Origin of the sequence: Nocardioides marinquilinus, from assembly GCF_039543705.1 — a bacterium.
Lineage (GTDB): Bacteria > Actinomycetota > Actinomycetes > Propionibacteriales > Nocardioidaceae > Nocardioides > Nocardioides marinquilinus.
The window spans coordinates 135438-153250 of the sequence record NZ_BAABKG010000001.1 but is presented as its reverse complement, the minus strand read 5'-3'; the positions used below and the strand labels follow the sequence as shown (position 1 = coordinate 153250).

At 74.6% G+C, this 17813-nt stretch carries 20 protein-coding genes; 6 read left to right on the top strand and 14 right to left on the bottom strand.

What is annotated here, in order from left to right:
• Positions 1-17 precede the first annotated feature (17 nt).
• Positions 18-410, bottom strand: coding sequence for a DUF4446 family protein (locus ABEA04_RS00750; RefSeq protein ID WP_345453321.1), 393 nt, complete (start codon positions 408-410; stop codon positions 18-20).
• 167 nt (positions 411-577) lie between these two features.
• On the opposite strand from ABEA04_RS00750, the gene ABEA04_RS00745 reads away from it, so the two are divergent.
• The 3 genes from ABEA04_RS00745 (at position 578) to ABEA04_RS00735 (ending at position 3282) form a co-directional block, all read left to right on the top strand.
• Positions 578-1801 carry an arginine deiminase gene (locus ABEA04_RS00745; protein ID WP_345453318.1) on the top strand — a complete coding sequence of 408 codons (1224 nt, stop codon included), beginning with the start codon at positions 578-580 and terminating at the stop codon, positions 1799-1801.
• Between the two features lie 108 nt (positions 1802-1909).
• A complete protein-coding gene (locus ABEA04_RS00740; protein ID WP_345453315.1) occupies positions 1910-2278 on the top strand; it encodes a Crp/Fnr family transcriptional regulator in 369 nt (122 codons plus the stop codon).
• Positions 2279-2421: 143 nt separating this feature from the next.
• Entirely contained in the window at positions 2422-3282 is an 861-nt protein-coding gene (locus tag ABEA04_RS00735) for an adenylate/guanylate cyclase domain-containing protein (protein WP_345453312.1), read from the top strand.
• A 3-nt stretch (positions 3283-3285) separates the two neighbouring features.
• On the opposite strand, the gene ABEA04_RS00730 is transcribed toward ABEA04_RS00735, so the two are convergent.
• The 3 genes from ABEA04_RS00730 to ABEA04_RS00720 all read right to left on the bottom strand — a co-directional run bounded on the left by ABEA04_RS00730 (position 3286) and on the right by ABEA04_RS00720 (position 5476).
• Positions 3286-4239, bottom strand: coding sequence for a DUF5926 family protein (locus tag ABEA04_RS00730; protein ID WP_345453310.1), 954 nt, complete (start codon positions 4237-4239; stop codon positions 3286-3288).
• A gap of 163 nt (positions 4240-4402) precedes the next feature.
• Positions 4403-5185, bottom strand: a complete 783-nt coding sequence (locus ABEA04_RS00725) for a glycerophosphodiester phosphodiesterase (protein ID WP_345453307.1) — start codon at positions 5183-5185, stop codon at positions 4403-4405.
• A 48-nt stretch (positions 5186-5233) separates the two neighbouring features.
• Positions 5234-5476 carry a hypothetical protein gene (locus ABEA04_RS00720; protein ID WP_345453304.1) on the bottom strand — a complete coding sequence of 81 codons (243 nt, stop codon included), beginning with the start codon at positions 5474-5476 and terminating at the stop codon, positions 5234-5236.
• A gap of 80 nt (positions 5477-5556) precedes the next feature.
• Between ABEA04_RS00720 and ABEA04_RS00715 the strand changes: the two genes are divergently transcribed.
• Positions 5557-6423 carry an Fpg/Nei family DNA glycosylase gene (locus tag ABEA04_RS00715; RefSeq protein ID WP_345453301.1) on the top strand — a complete coding sequence of 289 codons (867 nt, stop codon included), beginning with the start codon at positions 5557-5559 and terminating at the stop codon, positions 6421-6423.
• Positions 6420-6752 (top strand): rhodanese-like domain-containing protein, encoded by a 333-nt coding sequence (locus tag ABEA04_RS00710; RefSeq protein WP_345453298.1) that lies wholly within the window; start codon positions 6420-6422, stop codon positions 6750-6752. Before ABEA04_RS00715 ends, ABEA04_RS00710 begins: the two co-directional genes overlap by 4 nt.
• Positions 6753-6764: 12 nt before the next feature.
• On the opposite strand, the gene ABEA04_RS00705 is transcribed toward ABEA04_RS00710, so the two are convergent.
• The 4 genes from ABEA04_RS00705 to aat all read right to left on the bottom strand — a co-directional run bounded on the left by ABEA04_RS00705 (position 6765) and on the right by aat (position 9174).
• On the bottom strand, positions 6765-7160 hold the full coding sequence (locus ABEA04_RS00705; protein WP_345453295.1) for a hypothetical protein: 396 nt from the start codon (positions 7158-7160) through the stop codon (positions 6765-6767).
• A gap of 73 nt (positions 7161-7233) precedes the next feature.
• Entirely contained in the window at positions 7234-7755 is a 522-nt protein-coding gene (locus ABEA04_RS00700) for a hypothetical protein (protein ID WP_345453292.1), read from the bottom strand.
• A 128-nt stretch (positions 7756-7883) separates the two neighbouring features.
• A complete protein-coding gene (locus ABEA04_RS00695; protein WP_345453289.1) occupies positions 7884-8357 on the bottom strand; it encodes a hypothetical protein in 474 nt (157 codons plus the stop codon).
• Between the two features lie 103 nt (positions 8358-8460).
• Positions 8461-9174, bottom strand: a complete 714-nt coding sequence (aat, locus tag ABEA04_RS00690; protein WP_345453286.1) for a leucyl/phenylalanyl-tRNA--protein transferase — start codon at positions 9172-9174, stop codon at positions 8461-8463.
• Positions 9175-9316: 142 nt separating this feature from the next.
• Between aat and ABEA04_RS00685 the strand changes: the two genes are divergently transcribed.
• On the top strand, positions 9317-9919 hold the full coding sequence (locus tag ABEA04_RS00685) for an EcsC family protein (protein WP_345453284.1): 603 nt from the start codon (positions 9317-9319) through the stop codon (positions 9917-9919).
• A 521-nt stretch (positions 9920-10440) separates the two neighbouring features.
• On the opposite strand, the gene ABEA04_RS00680 is transcribed toward ABEA04_RS00685, so the two are convergent.
• The 6 genes from ABEA04_RS00680 to ABEA04_RS00655 form a co-directional block, all read right to left on the bottom strand.
• Positions 10441-11526, bottom strand: a complete 1086-nt coding sequence (locus ABEA04_RS00680) for a hypothetical protein (RefSeq protein WP_345453281.1) — start codon at positions 11524-11526, stop codon at positions 10441-10443.
• Between the two features lie 9 nt (positions 11527-11535).
• Complete coding sequence (locus ABEA04_RS00675) at positions 11536-12474, bottom strand: hydroxymethylglutaryl-CoA lyase (RefSeq protein WP_425576974.1); 939 nt, start codon at positions 12472-12474, stop codon at positions 11536-11538.
• A complete protein-coding gene (locus ABEA04_RS00670) occupies positions 12471-14354 on the bottom strand; it encodes an acetyl/propionyl/methylcrotonyl-CoA carboxylase subunit alpha (protein WP_345455591.1) in 1884 nt (627 codons plus the stop codon). The genes ABEA04_RS00675 and ABEA04_RS00670 overlap by 4 nt, the downstream gene beginning before the upstream one ends.
• A 13-nt stretch (positions 14355-14367) precedes the next feature.
• Positions 14368-15906, bottom strand: a complete 1539-nt coding sequence (locus ABEA04_RS00665) for a carboxyl transferase domain-containing protein (protein WP_345453278.1) — start codon at positions 15904-15906, stop codon at positions 14368-14370.
• A 52-nt stretch (positions 15907-15958) separates the two neighbouring features.
• The gene (locus ABEA04_RS00660) at positions 15959-16951 is read right to left on the bottom strand and encodes a hypothetical protein (protein ID WP_345453275.1); all 993 of its coding nucleotides are present in this window, start codon (positions 16949-16951) and stop codon (positions 15959-15961) included.
• Positions 16952-17063: 112 nt separating this feature from the next.
• On the bottom strand, positions 17064-17795 hold the full coding sequence (locus ABEA04_RS00655) for an ankyrin repeat domain-containing protein (protein ID WP_345453272.1): 732 nt from the start codon (positions 17793-17795) through the stop codon (positions 17064-17066).
• Positions 17796-17813: the final 18 nt, after the last annotated feature.

Below are 17813 nucleotides of genomic sequence, written 5' to 3'. Positions count from 1 at the left end.
GGGCCCCCGGGGGTCGGTCAGGGCCTCGCCTGGGCGATGGCCGCCTCCTCCTCGGGGGAGATCTGCTGCTCGCAGCGCCACCCGGCGACCGCCTTGGCGTAGCTGCGCGCGTCGCTGCGGCCGTGGATCGAGCTCAGCAGGACGCCGTCCCCCTGCTCGTCGAGCAGCGCGACCGTCCACGACAGGTGCCCGCCCATGTCGTCGAAGGCGTCGTAGCGGACGACGGCCACGTGCCGCAGCCCGAACCCGTTCTCGGCCCGCAGCGCCGCCACCTCGCGCCGCAGCCCCTGGACGTCGGCCGGCAGGTCGGACCCGTCGGCCCGGGCCTGCGTGCGGCGCACCGCCACGACCGCGACCAGCAGCGCCACCACCGCCACCACCAGCCCCGCGAGACCCACCCACTCCGGCATGCCCCGACCCTAGGCGCGCCCCTCCCCCGCGTTCCGGTGGGCGCGCCCGGCCGATAGTCCCTGACGTAAATCAAGGTTCCGGCCCCGAAATCCTTGATCTACGTCAGGGACTACCGCGGCCGAGACCACGATTGTCAGACAATTCGGGCGATCACTAGGGTGCGGGCATGAGCGAGCCAGCGGGTGGAGCGGGGACGGCGGCGCACGGGGCCGACAGCGAGGTGGGGCGGCTGCGCACCGTCATCCTGCACCGGCCCGGCCCCGAGCTGACCCGGCTGACGCCGCGCAACAACGACCGGCTGCTCTTCGACGGCATCCCGTGGGTGGCGCGGGCGCAGGAGGAGCACGACGCCTTCGCGCAGGCGCTGCGCGACCGCGACGTCGAGGTGCTCTATCTCACCGAACTGATCGCCCAGACCCTCGCCGACGACGAGGCCCGCGACCTCGCGATCAGCACCGCGCTCGGCGACCTCGACCTCGGCGAGACCATGCAGGGCTACCTGCGCGGCCTGCTCGGCGACGCCGATCCCGAGGCCCTCACGACCTACCTGACCGCCGGCATCCGCAACGACGAGGTGCGCGGCGGCTTCGGCCTGGTCACCTCGCTGCTGGCGCACGACGACTTCCTCATCGACCCGCTGCCCAACCTGCTGTTCACCCGCGACTCCTCGGTGTGGGTGCGCGACCGCGTCACCATCACCTCGCTCGCGATGCCGGCCCGCAAGCGCGAGACCGAGCTGACCGAGCTGGTCTACAGCCGCCACCCGCGCTTCGCCGGCACCCCGCGCATCCACGGCGCCCACTACGAGCACGTCGAGGGCGGCGACGTCCTGCTGCTCGCCCCCGGCGTGGTCGCCGTCGGCGTCGGCGAGCGCACCACCCCGGCCGGCGCCGAGCGCCTGGCCCGCCAGATGTTCGACGACGGCCTCGCGCACACCGTGCTCGCCGTGCCGATCGCGCAGGAGCGGGCCACCATGCACCTCGACACGATCTGCACGATGGTCGACGTCGACCGCATGGTGGTCTACGAGAACGTCGCCGACAGCCTCGTCGCGCACGCGGTCACCCCCCGCGGCGACGGCGACCTCGACGTCGCCGCGCCCCGCCCGTTCCTCGAGGCGGCCGCCGACGCGATGGGCATCGCCGAGCTGACCCGCATCGAGACCGGCCTCGACCCGGTCACCGCCGAGCGCGAGCAGTGGGACGACGGCAACAACACCCTGGCGCTCGCCCCCCGGGTCGCCGTCGCCTACGAGCGCAACCACGCCACCAACGCCCGCCTCGAGGAGGCCGGCATCGAGGTGGTCGCCATCGCCGGCTCCGAGCTGGGCTCGGGCCGCGGCGGCCCGCGCTGCATGAGCTGCCCGGTCTCCCGCGACCCGCTCACCTGACCCGCCCACCCGACCCGCTCGGTGCACACGTGAGCACCGACACCCTGGACACCCCCACGGCGGGTCGGCGAGGATCGCGACGGCGCTCCTGACCCGAAAGGCCGGCCCATGGCGACGTTCTTCGACTCCTTCAGCTCGCGCGAGATCGCCCGCATCAGCGCGCACGGCCGGCGGGTCAAGCTGCCCGAGGGCTGGTCGCCCATCTGGGAGCGGACGCCGGCCGACAAGGCCTACGTGATCCTCGACGGCGAGGTCTCGGTGCGGCGGGGCGGCGAGGAGGTCGCCCGGCTCGGCGCCGGCGACATCGTGGGCGAGGCCGCCATCGTCGGCAACTCGCTGCGCACCGCCTCGGTGGTCGCGCTGACGCCGCTGACCGCCATCCACTTCACCGACACCGACATCAACGAGCTCATCGAGGAGATGCCGGGGTTCAAGGAGAAGATCGTCGAGGTCGTCGAGTCGCGGGTGACGCGCTGAGCGAGCCCGACGGGCTGATCGGCAGCCTCGACGCGCTCATCCTCGGCGAGGCGCCCAGCCTGACCCGCGTCGACGTCGCCGAGCGCGCCGGCGTCCCCCTCGAGGTCGCCGAGGGGCTGTGGACCCTGCTCGGCTTCGCCCACGTGGACGACGACGTCGTCGCCTTCACCCCGGCCGACGTCGAGGCGCTGCGCCACGCGCGGGCGCTGGTCGTCCTCGGCATCCTCGGGCCCGACCGCCAGGCCGCGCTCGTGCGCACCTGGGGACGCAGCTTCGCCCGCCTCGCCGAGTGGCAGACGGGCCTGCTGGCCGACGTCGCCGCCGACTCCGACTCCGGCTCCGACCCCGGCTCCGGCTCGGCGAACGACCAGGCCGCGAGCGGGCTCGCCGGCCTCACCGACGAGGTGCTCCCCCGGGTCGAGGCGCTGCAGACCTACGTGTGGCGCCGCCACCTGGCCGGCGCGGCGGCGCGGCAGCTGGCGCTCGGCGAGCACGGCGGCGAGTCGGCACCGCTCACCGTCGGGTTCGTCGACATCGTCGGCTACACCTCCCGCAGCCGCACCCTCGACGAGGCCGAGCTGGTGGCGTGGGTCGAGCGCTTCGAGGCCACGGTCACCGGGCTGCTCACCGAGGCGGGTGGCCAGGTCATCAAGAACATCGGCGACGAGGTGCTGCTCACCGCCGACGACCCGACCGCGGTCGCCGACGTCCTGCTCGAGCTGGTGCGGCGGGGCGCGGACGACGACGACCCCTTCCCCGGGGTGCGGGCCGGGCTCGCGCACGGCGAGGTAGTGCGCCGGCTCGGCGACGTCTTCGGCCCGACCGTCAACCTCGCCGCGCGGCTCACCTCGGCCGCCCGCCCCGGCACCGTGCTGGTCGACCGGGGCGTGCACGACGCGCTGCGCGAGCAGCGCCCCGACGACCTCGTGCTGCGGCGGGTGCGCCGCCTCTCGCTCAAGGGGTTCGACCGCGTCGAGGCCTGGGCGCTGCGGCCCGCCGACTGAGCGCTAGCGGATGGTGACCTGCCGGTTGGCCAGGCCCGAGCGCGCGGCCCGCTCCTCGCCGGTCAGCGGGTCCGAGCTCGCCAGCGCCTCGTCGAGGGCGGTCTTGAACGTGGCCGCGGGCTCCTCGAGCACCTCGGCGCCGGTGCCGACCGGCAGGTCCCACACCGGCGCGAGCAGGCCGTGGGCGCGGAACATGCCCACCAGCCGCGCGCCGGGCACGATCACGTCGGCGCCGCTGACGTGCACCCGGGCGAGGGCGTCGAGCAGGGCGTCCTCGGCCTCGGGCATCACCCAGCGCAGGTGCTCCTTGGCGCCCACGTTGGTCCAGTAGGCCGCCTCGACCGAGGTCAGCCGTGCCGTCGGGGTGGCGGCGCCGTTGGCCGCCTCGAGCGCCTCGGCCAGCTCGTCGCTGTCGTCGAGGTCGGCGACCCAGTAGTCGAAGCCCTCGTGCACGGTGACGTCGAGGGAGTCGCCGGCCACGACGTCCTGCAGGCGCGGGCCGGGCGCGGGCGGGTCGGTGAGCCCGACGACGCCGGGCTCGGCGTCGAGCGCCTGCTCGAGGACGGCGGCCAGGTCGCGCGAGGGGTCGCCGAAGTGGTGCTGCACCTGCAGCCCGAGCCACACCTCGCCGCTCTCGCGCACCATCGCGGGCGAGGCGCCGGGCAGCAGCGAGCAGAGCACGACGCTGCGGTCGGGGTGCTGCGCGGCGAGGTCGCCGGCGAGCGTCAGCGGCGCGGTCGCGGCCGGCACCAGCTCGCGCAGCGCCACCAGGTCGCACTCGCCGGGCAGGCCCTCGAACGGCCGCGCGACGAACACGTCACCGCCGCCGGCCGACCCGTGGCACGCCTTGTAGCGCTTGCCCGACCCGCACGGGCACGGCTGCCGCGGCGCGACGGCCGGGACGCCGCCGTCCCCGCCTGCGTCGGGCCGGACCCTCGTTCGCGACTTCTTCGCCATGGCGCGAACCTACCGACCCCGGCCGCGACGACCGATCCATGGTGGCGCCCAACGCCGCCCACGACGCACGCTGGCTTCGTTGCCGACGCTCCGAAGACGCCCAGTCTGCGTGCGCGCCGGCGCCTCGCCATCGCACGCCGTGGACGACGTGGGCATCCACCAGCTATCGGTAGTCGCGGCCTAGCGTCTCCAGGATGAACGACGGTCGGTCGGTGATGACCGCGGTGACGCCGAGGCGCTCGCACAGCTCGAGGTCGTCGGCGGTGTTGACGGTCCACACGTGCATCTCGTGGCCGCGCTTGGCGATCTTGCGGCCGAGCTTGGGGTTCTCGCGCAGCGTCTGCAGGCCGGGGCCGACCAGCCAGTGCGGGCCGATCACCCGGCGCAGCGCCGGCCACAGCTGCGGCTTGTCGAGCAGCTGCACCAGCCGGACGTCGGGCGCGAGCCGCTCGACGCGCTGCAGGGCGGTGAAGCTGAAGCTCATGACCCGCACCGGCGAGCCCGGGGCGTCGTAGCCGAAGTCGCGCAGCATCTCGACCAGCCGCCGCTCGACCAGGCCGGCGTAGCGCGTGGGGTGCTTGGTCTCGATCGCCACCTCGATGCGCCGGTCGAAGTCGGCGACGGTCTCGAGCAGCTTGCGCAGCGTGAGCACCCGGTCGAGGGACTCGTCGCGGTCGGGCGCCTCGTCGTCCAGGTCGGCCCACGGGTTCTTCCACGCGGCGAAGTCGAGCTCGTTGAGGTCGGCGAGGTCGAGGGTCGACACGACGCCCCTGCTCTGCGCGGTGCGCCGCAGGTCGCGGTCGTGCACGCAGACCAGGTGGCCGTCGGCCGTCAGCCTGACGTCGCACTCCAGCCCGTCGACACCCGCCTCGAGCGCGGCGACGTAGGCGCCGAGGGTGTGCTCGGCGTTGTCGTGGCTCGCGCCCCGGTGGGCGACGACCTGCATGAGTGAACTGTAGGAGGCCGGTGCAGATTCGAGGGAGGCGCGCCGGGGTCAGGCGCTCTGCTGCTCGCGGCGGGCCAGCGCCGAGATCTCCAGGCCCTCCCGCAGCAGCGCGATCAGGTCGGGGACGTCGTCGACGTCCAGCCGGAACGAGGCCGTGCACACGTTCTCGCGCCACAGCGACAGGACGGCGACGCCGGCCTCCTCGTGCCACGAGACCCGCAGCGCGCGGTCGTCGCCGCGGGGGTCGAGGAAGATCGAGCCCGGCGAGGTGAGTGCCCGGGGCGTGGCCATCGCCCCATCATCCTCCGCTCGGCAGCCCCTGTCACTGGTTCTGCCAGGTGGCTGTCACCGGACGTCACTAGGCTGGGGCCGTGCCCGAGCTGCCCGAGGTGGAAGCCCTGGCCCTCGACCTCGCGGGCCGGCTGCAGGGTCGCGCCATCGCCGAGGTGCACCTGGCCGCGTTCAGCGCCCTGAAGACCTTCGACCCGCCGGTCTCGGCGCTGCGCGGCGCGATGGTCGACGGCGTCTCGCGGCACGGCAAGTACCTCGACATCGACGCCTCCGGCCTGCACCTGGTGATGCACCTGGCCCGCGCGGGCTGGATCCGCTGGCGCGACGAGGTGCCGGCGACGCCGCCGCGGCCGAGCGGCAAGTCACCGGTCGCGGCCCGCATCGTGCTCGACTCCGGCGCCGGGCTCGACATCACCGAGGCCGGCACCAAGAAGAGCCTGGCCATGTACGTCGTCCGCGACGCGCAGGAGGTGCCGGGCCTGGCCAGCCTCGGCCCCGACCCGCTCACCGAGACCTTCACCGCCGACGTGCTCGGCGCCATCCTGCAGCGCGAGGGGCGCAAGCAGCTCAAGGGCGTGCTGCGTCACCAGGGCACCATCGCCGGCATCGGCAACGCCTACTCCGACGAGATCCTGCACGCGGCGCGCATGTCGCCCTACAAGCCGGCCAACAGCCTCACCGACGACGAGCTCGCCACCCTCTACGCCGCGCTGCGCACCACGCTCGGCGAGGCCGTGGCCCGCTCGAGCGGCCTGGCCGCCAGCGAGCTGAAGGGCGAGAAGAAGTCGAACCTCGCCGTCCACGGCCGCACCGGGCAGGCGTGCCCGGTGTGCGGCGACACGGTGCGCGAGGTCTCCTTCGCCGACTCCAGCCTGCAGTACTGCCCCACCTGCCAGACCGGCGGCAAGCCCCTGGCCGACCGACGGATGAGCAGGTTGTTGAAGTGAGCGTCCCCACCGCCGCCGTGAGCGGCGTCCCCGACCCGCTGCCCGAGGGGCTCGTGGTGCTCGACGTGCGTGAGCAGGTCGAGTTCGACCACGGCCACGTCGAGGGCGCCGTCCACGTGCCGCTGGCCGAGCTGCCGGCGCGCCTGGCCGAGCTGCCCACCGCGCAGACCCTGGTAGTGTGCCGGGTCGGCGCCCGCTCGGCCCGCGCGGTGGCCTACCTGGTGCAGCAGGGCCGCGACGCGGTCAACCTCGACGGCGGCATGCTCGAGTGGGAGGCCGCCGGCCGTCCGATGGTCAGCGAGACCGGGCAGCCACCGCAGGTCGTCTGAGCCGCGGCCGCCTCAGTACTCGCGGCAGGCCTCGAGCCGGTAGTCGTCGAACGCCGCACGCAGGCGCGAGTCCTCCTCGTGGTCGCCCGGCGCGACCTCCACGGAGCCGGCCGCCTCGATCGCCGTGTCGATGGTCAGCTCGAAGCCCTGGCGTGCGTCGTCGTCGATGCCCTCGGGGGTGCCCACCTCGGCCATCTCCTCGGCCCACGCGGCCAGGTCGTCGACGCCGTCGACCTCGGGGTCGAACTGCTCCTCCCACGTGGTGCAGAACTCCGAGAGCTGCGCGTCCTCCGGGGCGTCGGTGCCGGCGCTGCCGCAGGCCGACAGGACGCCGGCGAGGGCGACCACGGGGCCGACCAGGGCGGCGCGAGCGCGGGTAGGTCGCGGCGCGGGGGCGGGCTGGGGCACGGGGTCTCCTCCGATCGGCGGTGACCCCGTCCTGCCCGCCCAGGGGCGGTGGCAACCCACCGCCGTCCGCGCCCTACGGCGACTCGGTCCCGCTGCTGCCGAGGTCGGGGTCCTCGAGGTCGACGCAGGAGAAGCCGGCCTCGAACAGGAACGCCACGACCTTCTGGCCGTCGTCGCCGAACAGCTCGGCGAGCTGGTCGACCCCGGCCTGGAGGTCGGGGGTCTCGCCACCCCCGGTCTCGGCGTCCTCGGCGGCCTCCAGCTCGGCGAGCTTGTCCTCGTCGACGTCGCCGAGGAACTCCACGAAGGCCTCGTAGCCGTCGCGGGCCTCGGCGCTGAGGTCGGCCGGCGTCCCGATGTCGGCGAGCTTCTCGGCGAGGTCGCGGGCCTGGTCGACGGTGGTGATCTCCTCCTGGCTGTCGAGCAGGGAGCAGAACTCGTCCTGGTCGGCGTCGGTGGGCGCGTCCGCCGCGTCGACACCGCCTCCGCCTCCGCCGTCACCCCCGCCGTCGCCGTCGTCCCCGCCGCAGGCGGCGAGCGAGAGGGTCAGCAGGGCGGTGGCCGCCGCGGCGGCGAGCGGGCGGAGCGGGTTCACGGGCCGCATCCTGCCGCAGGACCGGCGCCACGGCTCTGGCGAATCCGCACCTGTCCAGACCGGTCGGGACGCACGAGGACCGGCTGCCTGGGGCAGCCGGTCCTGGTGGGTGGTGCGTGACGTGCGGGTCAGCTCGGGGTGGGGACCTCGGGCAGGTCGCTCAGGTCGGGAGCGGCCGGGTCGGGCAGGTCGGGCGCCTCGACGCCGAGCGCCTCGGAGATCTGGTCGCTGCAGTTCCCGGTGACGTAGGTGGTGAGCGACTCGACCGCATCCTTGTCGTCGCCGCTGACCTCCTCGTCCTCGAGGTCGGACAGGTCGGCGTCCTCGTCGACGTCGGCGGCGGTGTCGACCAGCACCTCGAAGCCCTTGCGCTGCTCGTCGCTGAGGTCCTCGGGGGTGCCGACGTCGGCCATGTCCTCGGCCCAGTTCTTGATGTCCTCACCGTTGGCGAGGTTCACGCTCTTGGCGTAGGCGGTGCAGAACTCCTCGACGCTGGCGTCCTCCGGGGCGTCGCCGCCGGGGCCGCCGCCGCAGGCGGTGAGAGAGACGAGGAGGACGGCGGGGGCGCCGAGGGCCGCGAGGCGGCGGGGAAGGGCGTTCATGGGGTGTGTCCTTTCGGTGGGGCACGCTTGCCGCGAACCTCCTGCCCGCCCGCGGGGCTCCCAACCCTTACGAACGCGTGAACTCCGGACGTCGGGCGCCCGCTCACACCCCGTCGAACAGGCGGGGGTGGGGGGTCTCGAGCAGCGCCGACAGCCGCGCGAGGTAGTCGGCCCGCGACACCTCCACGACGCCGAGCGAGGCCAGGTGCGGCGTGCTCCACTGGACGTCGACGAGCCGGCGGTCGGCGTCCTCGTCGCGCAGTCCCTCGACGAGTCCCACCAGGGCCACCTTCGAGGCGTCGCGCTCGCGGTGGAACATCGACTCCCCCGCGAACAGCCCGCCGAGGGTCAGGCCGTAGAGGCCACCGGCGAGCCGCCCGTCGCGCCACGCCTCCACCGAGTGCGCCCAGCCGAGCGTGTGCAGGCGCAGGTAGGCCCGGCGGATCCGGCCGTCGATCCAGCCGTGCGGACGCCGGCGGTCGGCGCAGGCGTCGAGCACGGCCTCGAAGGCCGTGTCGACGCGGACCTCGAAGTCGCGGCACGAACGCCGCAGCGAGCGCGAGACGCGGAGCGCGTCGAGCGGCAGGACGCCGCGGTGCACCGGCGACCACCAGCCCATCGGCTGCCGTCGTCCGCCGAGGGGCATCGGGAACAGGCCGTGGCGGTAGGCAGCGAGCACCGTGCCGGGCTCGAGGTCGGCGCCGAGACCCACCAGATCGTCGGGCTCGGCGTCCGTGTCCGCCTCACCGGTGCCGTCGTCGGGGTCGGGCGCCGCGAAGGCCCACTGCGACGGCGCGGGCTCGACGGGCGGGGGCACGCTCCGACGGTAGTGCCCGGAGGGGTGTTCGGCGCCTCCCTAGGATCGCGGCATGGGAGTCGCACGCAGCGTGGGCCGTCAGGTCGGAAGCCGGTTGGCACCCCGTGTCACCGATGCCGCACCCGGGCTGACGAGCGGGTTCGTGCGCGAGGCGCTCAAGCGGGCGCTGCACGGCGTCGGACCGCTGGCCGGCGCCGAGGAGGTCGCGCGCAAGCAGCTGGAGTCCCACGACGGCGACGTCGAGAAGGCGGTGGGCTCGGTCGTCGACGCCCACGTGCGCCTGGCCGGGGCCACCGGGCTCGTCACCAACGTCGGCGGCCTGGTGACCATGACCGTCACCGTGCCCGCCAACCTCACCGGGCTCGCGGTGCTCCAGTGCCGCATGGTGGCCGCGGTGGCGCACCTGCGGGGCTACGACCTCGCCGACCCGCGCGTGCACAACGCCGTCCTGATCACCACCCTCGGCTCCGACGCCGTCGACGACCTGGTCAAGCGGCGCACCCTCCCCGCCCCGCCGATGGCCCTGGCCACCGCGCCGGCGCACGACCCCGCGCTCGACGCCACCGTCTCGACCGCCGTCGCGCGTCACCTGATCACCCGCATCACCGGACGCCGCCTTGCCACCACCGTCGGACGCCGCGTCCCCGGCCTCGGCGGCGTCGTCGGCATGGGCGCCGACGGCTTCGCCACCTGGAAGGTCGGCAAGTACGCCGAGCGCGAGCTGCGCCCCCGCAAGTCCGACTGAGCGCCCGTTGGGCCCTGACCGTCCACGCGGTGGACGCCGACCTCCGGTGGTTGAGCAGCGAGCCCCAGCGAGCGTCGTCGAAACCACCGGCTCTCCACGCGAGCGTTCGCGCGGGGGGTGCCCTTCGACAGGCTCAGGGTCCGTGCGGGTGCGTTGCCGTGGAGCTTCCAGGGTCTCGACGACGGCCTCGCGCAGACGCTCAACCTGCTCGACCACCGGCCCTTGCACGCACGCCAACGTTCACGTGGGGGCCCTTCGACAGGCTCAGGGTCCGTGGTGGGACCTGGGCACGAAGGGCCAGTGGTCTCGAGGCTCGTCGCCAGGGCTCCTCGCACCTCGACCATCGTGGGGCGGGGCGACCACAGACCCGTTCGCGGCGCGCGACCTGGTGGGTGACGAGCACGGCGGGCGCGGCGAGGAACGAGCGAGCCCTCCGCGCGCAGGAGCGAACCGGGTCGCGTGAAGGCGCCGCGAACACGCGCCGAAGCGACGGAGGAGCGGCGGCGCCGAACGACGGAGGGTCAGTCGCGGCGGAGCAGGCGGTCGCGGGCCTTGACGACGAGGCGGTCGGTGGGGTCGGGGCGGCGGGCGGCCTCGTGGGTCATGGCGGCGAGGGCGTCGAGGGCGGCGGCGAGCTGCGGGCGGGGGCCGACGGCGTCGGGGTCGACGTAGGCCCGACGGGTGGCCCTCGGGCCGGGCAGCAGGTCGGCGGGGTCGCCGACGACGTCCACACCGCTCTGCGCGAGCCACTCGATCCAGGCCTCGGCGCGCTCGACCGCCCACGGGTGCAGGCGCGGCGGCAGCAGCAGCGGGCGGGAGCGGCGGTTGACCAGCTGGTCTTGGGCGAGCATGTCGCGCAGCAGCTGGTCGAAGGCGGCCTCGCGGCGGGTGACCCGGTCGATGCGGCGGTTGAGGTGGCGCAGCATCACCGTCTCGGCGACGCCGAGCGAGGGGTTGGTGCGCCGGCTCTCGCGCGGCGCCCACGCGGGGTCGATGCCGAAGGCGCGGCAGAACCGGTGCCACAGCTCGTCGCCGCGCTCGTGCGGCACCGTCACGACGTGCACGTGCTCGCGCGGCAGGCCCTCGCCCCACGTCTCGAGCACGGACGGCAGGTCGAAGGCACGCGCGAACCACGGCTTGCCCTGCTGCACCTTGCGCAGGTAGCGGCGGTAGCTCCAGCGACGTCCCTGCTTGATGCTCTCCTGCCAGGCCGCGGGCAGCTGGCGGCCGAGGTCGCGCGCGGAGTAGACGACGTGCAGCTCGGTGTCACCCATGGCGGCGAGGTCGGCGCGCACGCGGGCGACGACCTCGGGCGCGGCCGGGGCGAGGATCTCGTGGCTGATGACCACCGTGCCCTCGAGCCGGCTCACCCGCCGCATCAGCGCGTTCCAGCTGCCGCGGGCGTGGCCGGGCGCGCCGCCCCAGTCCTGGCCGAGCAGGTCGAGGGCGGCCCGGAAGTGGCTGAGCGCCGGGCTGACCAGCCTGTTGCGCGCGGGCACGTGGACGCCGTGCTCGGCGAGGGTGGCGGCGTTGAGGGCCAGCCGGTCCTGCAGGTAGGTGGTGCCGGTCTTCGGGGCCCCGACGTGCAGGTAGACCGTGCGGCTCACGCGGTGATGCTACTGACCGGCGAGTGCGCGGACGACGGCCGACGGGCTCGGGCGGCCGAGGTGCCCCGCCAGCCAGGTGCTGGTCTGCACCAGCGCGGCGAGGTCGACGCCGTGCTCGACGCCCAGGCCGTCGAGCAGCCAGACGAGGTCCTCGGTCGCCAGGTTGCCGGTGGCCGACTTGGCGTAGGGACAGCCGCCGAGGCCGCCGGCGCTTGCGTCGTAGGTGGTGACGCCGGCCCGCAGACCGGCCTGCACGTTCGACAGCGCCTGGCCGTAGGTGTCGTGGAAGTGCAGCGCCAGGCGCTCGACCGGCACCCCGGCCTCGACGAAGGCGCCGACCAGCGCGGTGACGTGGCCCGCGGTGCCGACGCCGATGGTGTCGCCGATGCTCAGCTGGCCCGCGCCCAGGTCGAGCAGGCGGCGTCCGGCGGCGACGACCTGGTCGATGGGCACCGGCCCCTCCCAGGGGTCGCCGAAGCACATCGAGACGTAGGCGCGCACGTCGAGGCCGGCGTCCCGCGCGCGGGCGACCACCGGCTCGAACATGGCGTACTGCTCGTCGAGACCGCGGTTGAGGTTCTTCTGGGCGAACGTCTCGGTGGCGGAGCCGAAGATCGCGACGTGGCGCAGGCCGAGCGCGAGCGCGCGGTCGAGGCCGCGCTCGTTGGGCACGAGCACGGGCAGGTCGCGTCCGGCGTCGCCGATCTGGTCGTGCAGGGCGGTCATCAGCTGCTCGGCGTCGGCCAGCTGCGGCACCCACCGCGGGTGCACGAACGACGTGGCCTCGACGGCGGGCAGCCCGGCGGCCAACAGGCGGCGCACCAGCTCGGCCTTGACCTCGACCGGGATGATCGCGGCCTCGTTCTGCAGGCCGTCGCGGGCGCCGACCTCGTAGATCGTCACCCGCTCGGGCAGGCCGGGCTCGGGCACGGTCATGGGCAGGCTCACGCGTCGTCCTCCTGGGTCACGACGAACAGGATGGCGCCGAGCGGCACCTGCCGTCCGGCGACGGCGTCGACCTCGGTCACCGTGCCGGCGAACGGCGCGGTGAGCGAGAGCTCCATCTTCATGGCCTCCATGACGCCGAGCACGTCGCCCTCCGCCACGACGTCGCCGGCGGTGACCCGCACGTCGAGCACGGTGCCGGGCATGGGGGCGGCGATGCTGCCGTCGGACGCCGCCGCCGCGCCGGCCAGCCGGTCGGGGCGGGTGAAGGTGAACCGCTGCCCGCGCCAGGCGGCCTCGACGACGTCGGGCTGCACGTTGACGACGGCGCGCACCCGCCGGCCGTCGACGACGGCCTCGAGCACGTGGTCGGCGGCGGACAGCTGGCGGAACGGGACGCCGTCCACGGTGCCGGTCGTGTCGTCACCCCGGTCGACGACGACGTCGCGGTCGAGCTCGACGAGCGTGGGGGCCGGCGGGGCGCCGAGCCGGAAGCCGTCGGAGGCGAACGGGTGGCCGCTGTCGGCGGCGGTGAGCATGGCCGAGACCCAGGCGCAGAGCCGGCGGGGCAGCTCGTCGTCGGGCCGGGGCACCTCGGCGTCGAGGTCGACGCGGTCGAGCCAGGCGGTGTCGATGCGGTTCTCGGCGAAGGCCTCGGAGGCGACCAGCGCCCGCAGGAACCCGGCGTTCGTGGTGAGGCCGAGGATGGCGACGTCGTCCAGCGCCCGCACCAGCGCCTGGCGGGCGGCCTCGCGGTCGGGTCCGTGGGCCACGACCTTGCCGAGCATCGGGTCGTAGGCGGTGCTGACGACCTGGTTCGGCTCGAGGGCGTGGTCGACGCGGACGTCGGTGGGCCAGCGCACGATCGAGGTGGCGCCGGCCTGCGGCAGGAAGCCGCCGAAGGCGTCCTCGGCGTAGACGCGGGCCTCGATGGCGTGGCCGTCGGTGCGCACGTCGTCCTGGGTGAGCGGCAGCGGGCGGCCGTCGGCGACCACCAGCTGCAGCTCGACGAGGTCGAGACCGGTGACGGCCTCGGTCACGGGGTGCTCGACCTGGAGCCGGGTGTTCATCTCGAGGAAGTAGAACTCGCCGGTGGCGTTGTCGAGCAGGAACTCGACGGTGCCGGCGCCGGTGTAGCCGACCTGGCGGGCGAGCGCGACCGCGGCCTCGTGCAGCCGGACGCGGGTGGCGTCGTCGACGGTGGGCGCGGGCGACTCCTCGAGCACCTTCTGATGACGGCGCTGGGCCGAGCAGTCGCGCTCGCCGAGGTGCAGCACGGTGCCGTGGGCGTCGGCCATCACCTGCACCTCGACGTGGCGGCCCGACTCGACGTACTTCTCGACCAGCATCGTGTCGTCGCCGAACGCGGCCAGCGCCTCGCGCCGGGCGGCCGCAACGGCGTCGTCCATCTCGGCGGCCGAGCGGACGACGCGCATGCCCTTGCCGCCGCCGCCGGCCGCGGCCTTGACCAGCACCGGGTAGTCCGCGTCGTCGCCGGTGGGGACGACGGGGACGCCGGCCTGCACGGCGACGTCGCGGGCGGCGTCCTTGCGGCCCATGAGCCGCATGACCTCCGCGCTGGGGCCGGCCAGCGCGATGCCCGCCTCGGCGAGGGCGGCGGCGAACGGCGCGCGCTCGGAGAGGAACCCGTAGCCGGGGTGCACGACGTCGGCGCCGGACTCGACGGCGGCCCGGACGACGGCGTCGACATCGAGGTAGCTCGGCACCAGGACGGCGTCGTCCGCGGCGCGCACGTGCGGCGCCCGCGCGTCGAGGTCGGTGAAGACCGCGACGGTGCGCAGCCCGAGCCGGCGGGCGGTGCGCATCACGCGCAGCGCGATCTCGCCGCGGTTGGCGACGAGGACGGTGTGGAGGGTCTGCATCGTCACGGCCGCATCACATCCGGAAGATGCCGTAGGAGGGCTCCGGCACCGGCGCGTTGGCGGTGGCGGCGAGGGCCATGCCGAGCACGCGGCGGGTGTCGGCGGGGTCGATGACGCCGTCGTCCCACAGGCGCGCGGTGGCGTAGTAGGGCGAGCCCTGGGTCTCGTACTGCTCGCGGATCGGCGTCTTGAACGCCTCGTCGTCGGGGCGGCCGGCGACGGTGGCGAGCACCGAGGCGGCCTGCTCGCCGCCCATCACCGAGATGCGCGCGTTGGGCCACATCCACAGGAACCGCGGGTCGTAGGCGCGGCCGCACATGCCGTAGTTGCCGGCGCCGAACGAGCCGCCGAGCACCACGGTCAGCTTCGGCACGACCGAGCAGGCGACGGCGGTGACCAGCTTGGCGCCGTCCTTGGCGATGCCGCGGTTCTCGTACTCGCGGCCGACCATGAAGCCGGTGATGTTCTGCAGGAACAGCAGCGGGATGCCGCGCTGGTTGCACAGCTCGACGAAGTGGGCGCCCTTGAGGGCCGACTCGCTGAACAGGATGCCGTTGTTGGCCACGATGCCGACGGGGTGGCCCCACACGTGCGCGAAGCCGGTGACCAGGGTCTCGCCGTAGAGCGGCTTGAACTCCTGCAGCCGGCTGCCGTCGACGACGCGGCGGATCACCTCGCGCACGTCGTAGGGCGTGCGGGTGTCGGCGGGGACGACGTCCGCGAGCGTGGCGGGGTCGACGTCGGGCTCCCTGGGCTCACGCACCTGCCACGGCGCGGACGGCGGCGCGGGCAGCGTGTCGACGATGCCGCGCACGATCGACAGCGCGTGGGCGTCGTCGTCGGCGAGGTGGTCGACGACGCCGGAGGTGCGAGCGTGGACGTCGCCGCCGCCGAGCTCCTCCGCGGTGACGACCTCGCCGGTCGCGGCCTTCACCAGCGGCGGGCCGCCGAGGAAGATCGTGCCCTGCTCGCGGACGATGACGGTCTCGTCGCTCATGGCCGGCACGTAGGCGCCGCCGGCGGTGCACGAGCCCATGACGCTGGCGATCTGCGGGATGCCGCGCGCCGAGAGGTTGGCCTGGTTGTAGAAGATGCGGCCGAAGTGCTCGCGGTCGGGGAAGACCTCGTCCTGCATCGGCAGGAACGCGCCCCCGGAGTCGACGAGGTAGACGCACGGCAGCCGGTTCTCGGCCGCGACCTGCTGGGCGCGCAGGTGCTTCTTGACCGTCATCGGGTAGTAGGTGCCGCCCTTGACGGTGGCGTCGTTGGCCACGACCACGCAGGTGCGGCCCTGGATGCGGCCGATCCCAGTGACGACGCCGGCGCTCGGGACGGCGGTGAGGTCGTCGGCGTCCTTGCCGTACATGCCCCAGGCGGCCAGCGGGCTCAGCTCGAGGAAGGGGCTGCCGGGGTCGAGGAGCCGGTCGACGCGGTCGCGCACGAGCAGCTTGCCGCGCCCGGTGTGCTTGGCCCGGGCGGCCTCGGAGCCACCCTGGCGCACCAGCGCGAGACGCTCGCGCAGCTCGGCGGTCAGGTCACGGAGGTCGGCCACCTCGCCAGGTTAGCGATCGTTAACCAGGGGCGTCCAGGCTGCGGTGGACTCGTCACCGACGCGGCTTGCGGTGCCCGCCCACGATCGGCCGGAAGACGTCGACCGCCGCGGCGCCCATGAGCTGCTCGGCGGTGCCGTCGATGTCCCACCGGCCGCATCGCGTCAGGGCGGCACCGACGTCGCCCCAGTGCGTCCCGTAGATCAGCACGAAGTTGCCGACCCGGCAGCCGCCGGGCGAGCGGCCCGGGGTGCGGTGGTCGGCGAGCACGGTGGCGAGGTCGTCGGGGTCGAGGGCGGCTTCGCGGTAGACCACCTCGTCACCGACCTCGCGAGGGTCCCAGCACACGGCCGCGCTGACGGCGTCCTCGAGGCGGACGTCGAAGGCCTCGGGCTGCGGGCTGAGGGCGTAGCCCCGGTGGCCGAAGCAGGTCGGCCGGGGCGGCGTCCGGCTCGGCGTCGGCGAGACGGCGCGCGCTGAACCGAGGGCCTCGAAGTAGGCGTCGGCCACGTCACGGCCCCCGAAGCGCGCCGGGCCCGCCCCCTTGACGATGCCGCACCCGCCCGTCGCGCCGACCATGATGCGGCGGGTCCCGTCGGCGAAGCCGACCGCGTAGGCGAAGTCGGCGCCACCGACCGCCGTGCAGGAGAGCACGTCACCCTTGACCAGCTCACCCTGCTGCATCTGGCCGACCAGATCACCCGCCACCGCGCCGACAAGGACGTCGGGCGGCACGATCCATCGTGCCTCGCTGTCCGCCGTGGCGCAGAGGCGGAGCGCGACCGCGCCGTCGGGCAGCGGCGTCTCCTCGGCCAGGTCCCGGTAGCCGTCCATGCGACGAGGAGCGGGGCACTCGACGCCGTCCTCGGCGACGGGCTCTGGCGCAGGCGCCTCGGTCGGCTGCGTCGGGTCGGCCGGGCTCGGCGGGGCCGTTCGCGCGGCCGGGGCCGGGTCGTCGTCCACGCCGCCGCGCACGAGCGCGAACGTCACGACGCCCACCAGCAGGACGCCGGCCACCACGGCGACGACGAGCCGGCGGAGGGGCATCCGGCACGCTAACCCGCGCCGCCACGGCGCGGATCCGCTTCAGGCGCGAACGCGATCACGGTCAGGTCACGATGTCTGACTCCGGGCAGGTACCCACCCTGGAGCGGATCGGCTACGGCGGGAGGCAGCCGCCGGGCAGCTCGCCGTGCAGCCGGGCGCCGCGCTCGCGCAGCCAGGTGACCAGCTCGGGGGCGTCGGCGGTCGCGGCCGCGTCGAGCGGCGTCTTGGCCTCCCACGGCGGGACGACGTCGAGGTGGGCGCCGTGCTCGAGCAGCAGCCGCGCCGTCTCGAGCCAGCCACCGTGGCAGGCCGACCAGAACAGCAGGTCGACCTCGTGCGCCGCGGAGTCGTCGGCGAGCGCGGCCGCGACCCGGTCGGTGAGGCCGAGCGCTGCCGCGTCGAAGACGTCGACCCTCGCGCCGCGCTCGACGAGCCGCTCGGCGGCGCGCCAGCAGCGGAAGGCGCGGGCGTCCTGCAGCGGGGTGCCGCCGGCGATGACCGCACCGTCGGCGTCGATGTCGGCGCCCGCGTCGAGCAGCGCGTCGACCGCGGCGACGTCGTCGCTGCTGGCCGCCCAGTGCAGTGGGGTCTCGGTGTGCGCACCGACGAAGCGGGCGCCGACGTCGGCGCCGGCCGCGACCAGCGCCGCGATCGTCTCGGCCACCCGCGGCAGGTGACCGGGCCAGTCGGTGGCGACGTGGAGCAGGGTGCGCTCGGGGCCGATCCGCACCGTGGCCAGGTCGGGGTGGTCGGTCAGCAGCGCGGTCAGCGCCTCGACGTCCCCGGTGCGGAGCGCGCGGATGAGCACGCGGGCGGTCGGGTCCTCGGGGTCGAGCGTGCTCACTCCGTCATCGTGCCCGGT

What these genes read in the sequence shown, in the direction of transcription:
- ABEA04_RS00750 (WP_345453321.1), bottom strand. Translation starts at nt 410, where the DNA reads ATGCCGGAGTGGGTGGGTCTCGCGGGGCTGGTGGTGGCGGTGGTGGCG.
- ABEA04_RS00745 (WP_345453318.1), top strand. Translation starts at nt 578, where the DNA reads ATGAGCGAGCCAGCGGGTGGAGCGGGGACGGCGGCGCACGGGGCCGAC.
- ABEA04_RS00740 (WP_345453315.1), top strand. Translation starts at nt 1,910, where the DNA reads ATGGCGACGTTCTTCGACTCCTTCAGCTCGCGCGAGATCGCCCGCATC.
- ABEA04_RS00730 (WP_345453310.1), bottom strand. Translation starts at nt 4,239, where the DNA reads ATGGCGAAGAAGTCGCGAACGAGGGTCCGGCCCGACGCAGGCGGGGAC.
- ABEA04_RS00725 (WP_345453307.1), bottom strand. Translation starts at nt 5,185, where the DNA reads ATGCAGGTCGTCGCCCACCGGGGCGCGAGCCACGACAACGCCGAGCAC.
- ABEA04_RS00720 (WP_345453304.1), bottom strand. Translation starts at nt 5,476, where the DNA reads ATGGCCACGCCCCGGGCACTCACCTCGCCGGGCTCGATCTTCCTCGAC.
- ABEA04_RS00695 (WP_345453289.1), bottom strand. Translation starts at nt 8,357, where the DNA reads ATGAACGCCCTTCCCCGCCGCCTCGCGGCCCTCGGCGCCCCCGCCGTC.
- ABEA04_RS00670 (WP_345455591.1), bottom strand. Translation starts at nt 14,354, where the DNA reads ATGCAGACCCTCCACACCGTCCTCGTCGCCAACCGCGGCGAGATCGCG.
- ABEA04_RS00660 (WP_345453275.1), bottom strand. Translation starts at nt 16,951, where the DNA reads ATGCCCCTCCGCCGGCTCGTCGTCGCCGTGGTGGCCGGCGTCCTGCTG.